Annotated in this window: 1 protein-coding gene and 3 pseudogenes; 3 read left to right on the forward strand and 1 reads right to left on the reverse strand. The window is 70.9% G+C overall.

From position 1 onward, the window contains the following. Nucleotides 1-507 precede the first annotated feature (507 nt). Nucleotides 508-666 (forward strand): annotated as a pseudogene (locus C3488_RS39450) (ISAs1 family transposase); the annotation flags it as partial. Between the two features lie 234 nt (nt 667-900). Continuing rightward, nucleotides 901-2,016: a ribosome small subunit-dependent GTPase A gene (rsgA, locus tag C3488_RS39455; protein WP_103845613.1), complete on the forward strand. Its 1,116-nt coding sequence runs from the start codon at nt 901-903 to the stop codon at nt 2,014-2,016. Between the two features lie 97 nt (nt 2,017-2,113). Here rsgA and C3488_RS42280 read toward each other — a convergent pair. After that, a pseudogene (locus tag C3488_RS42280) lies at nt 2,114-2,239 on the reverse strand (helix-turn-helix transcriptional regulator); the annotation flags it as partial. A gap of 185 nt (nt 2,240-2,424) precedes the next feature. On the opposite strand from C3488_RS42280, the pseudogene C3488_RS42285 reads away from it, so the two are divergent. Continuing rightward, nucleotides 2,425-2,814: pseudogene (locus C3488_RS42285) on the forward strand (hypothetical protein); the annotation flags it as partial.

The following is a 2,814-nucleotide window of genomic DNA, read 5'->3' on the forward strand; positions in this document are numbered from 1 at the left end:
CTGTCGGCCGGATCAGCGGCCAGGACGTCGTGAGAGTTCCCCATAAGCTGGGTCCCTTGAAGAAAAACAGAGTGGCCGATGCAGGCGCGCTGAACCACTGGAACGAGATCCACGCACTTGCCTGGACTGCTATGGGAGATGGCGCCGGGACCGCAGCGGCAAGGGGCCGGCCGATGGATCTTCCGTCCCCATCAGCCACCGCCGCTGCCGTTGATCCAGGTGCGGAAAGATCACACCGGACTTCGCGGCCGGTCCCGCCCCGATCCCCTGCCCCGTCCCCTCAGCGCAGTCCTGGTCTCCCGGACACTGGCCGCCAGAACAGGGAACCACGGGTCTTTTCTCAGGTTACGACTGTGTGCGCAAGGGGGCGAGCTGACGCCCGCCGAGCAGGAGGGACGGGAGCCAGGGTCCTGGCATCCAGGCGGGTCGTCCCCGTACACGGTGATCGGCGGGCGGCAGAGCGGGAAGGAAGCAGACACGGGCCCTGGATCATGGAGATGCCGAAGCTCGTTGTCCGTGTGCGCGCCGACTCCGGCGGGCCACGACTCGCTCACCGCGGCGGCCGAGTGGTGCCGGCGTGCCACCGACGCCGAACTCGCCGCGTTCCACATCCCGTACGACCTGATCGCGGGCGGTTACCGTGTGCCCAGCGAGAAGAAAAACCGGTGGCGCCCGAATGCGGGCGCCTCTAGGGTGAAGTCCGCTTCACGCGGTGGCCGTTGGCCGCTGCTGTCGGCCGAGTGGGAAACGGGAGGTGTGACCGATGGCTGTCTCTGTGATGGGCGCTGCCCGCAACCAGAAGTTCATCCACTCCACCTCCGTGGTCACCGGCTGATCTTTCCTGTCTTCTTCGCGCCTGTGAGTGCGCGCGGCCGGGGCCACCCTTGTGAAGGGTTCCCCTTGAATCTCTCCTTTTCTTCGGCATCTTCCGCTTCGTCGCACTCCCTGGCCCGCTACGGCTGGGACGAGGGATGGGAAGCGGAGTTCGCTCCGTACGCCGAGCAGGACCTCCTGCCCGGCCGTGTCGTACGGGTCGACCGTGGCCAGTGCGACGTCGTCACCCCTGGCGGCACCGTGCGGGCCGACACCGAGTTCGTCGTCCCTCGTGACCCGATGAAGGTCGTGTGCACGGGGGACTGGGTCGCGGTCGATCCCGAAGGCAGCGATCCGCGGTACGTACGAACGTATCTGCCGCGCCGTACCGCCTTCGTGCGCTCCACCTCCTCCAAACGGTCCGAGGGGCAGATCCTCGCCGCCAACGTCGACCACGCGGTCGTCGCCGTCTCGCTCGCCGCGGAGCTGGACCTCGGCCGCATCGAACGCTTCCTCGCCCTGGCCTGGGAGTCCGGGGCGCAGCCGGTCGTGGTGCTCACCAAGGCCGACGTGGTGCCGGACGAGACGACGCTCTCGTACTTCGTCCAGGACGTGGAGACCACCGCGCCCGGCGTGCCGGTGCTGCCGGTCAGCGCACGGCAGGGCGAAGGACTCGACGTGCTGACCGCGATCCTGTCCGGCGGTACGTCCGTGCTGCTCGGGCAGTCCGGCGCGGGCAAGTCCACGCTGGCCAACGCACTCCTCGGCGAGGACGTCATGCACGTCCGGGCCACGCGTGAGGTGGACGAGAAGGGCCGCCATACGACGACCACGCGCAACCTGCTCGCGCTGCCGGGCGGGGGAGTGCTGATCGACACACCGGGGCTGCGCGGGGTCGGTCTGTGGGACGCCGAGAGCGGGGTCGGGCAGGTCTTCTCCGAGATCGAGGAACTGGCCGAGCGGTGCCGCTTCCATGACTGCGCGCACGCGGCGGAGCCTGGCTGCGCGGTGCTGGCGGCGGTCGAGGCTGGGGAACTGCCGGAGCGGCGCCTGGAGAGCTACCGGAAGCTGCTGCGGGAAAACCAGTGGATCGTGGCGAAGACGGACGCGCGGGTACGGGCGGAGCTGCGGCGGGACTGGAAGAGGAAGGGGGCACAGGGCAGAGCGGCGATGGAGGCCAAGCGGGGGCGCTGGTCGTCCTAGGCCCTGTCGCGGAAGGGGCGCCTCCCCCCGGAGCCACGGACTGGGGGGAGGGGCGACGTCCACGCAGGTGACCGGCCCTCGGGCAGGCAGGCCCCGGTCACGGAAGCCATGCCTGTTCAGTCCGGGCCACCCAGCCCCACCCGTACGTCTGCCGGCCCAGTTGCAGACGGGTCGTCACCCCGGTCAGTTCCATCAGCCGTTTCACGTGGCGCTGTACCGCCCGTCACCGTGGTGCCGCCGGGCGGTTCCCCTGTGGGGGGTGGGACCGTCCGGCGGCACCCTTCGTTCCCGGCCGGTTCGTATCGCCGTTCGAGGTGTCGTCCGACACGCCGAGCGCGGGACGGCCGCCCTGCCGGAATTTCCCGATGCCCCGTTTTCAACCGCCCCGGGCGGTGGACAATTGGGGGCATGAGCCAGCAGGGGGACAGGTCCACCGGCCACCAGGACGACTGGTGGGGGCAGTTGTACGACGACTCCACCGGGGACACGGGACCGGCCCCCGCGTCCGACAGCCTCGACGACCGCTTCGCCTCCGCCGCGGGGACGCTCGGGCAGGATGCGGCGCGGGAAAGCGACCCCCAGGAGGAGGCGGCCCCACGCGTCGGCGCCCCGCCCCGCCCCCGCGCGCCCTTGGAGCCCCCGGCCACCCTCCCCCCGGGCCCGGTTGCCTTCCCGCCCGCCCCCAAGCCACCGGCCGACCTCTCGAAGGCGCCGGCCGGCACCCCCAAGCCACCGGCCGACCTCTCGAAGGCGCCGGCCAGCACCCCGAAGCCACCGGCCGCCCGCTCGGAGCCCCAG

The organism is Streptomyces sp. Ru72 (assembly GCF_002920635.1).
Classification (GTDB): Bacteria; Actinomycetota; Actinomycetes; order Streptomycetales; family Streptomycetaceae; genus Streptomyces.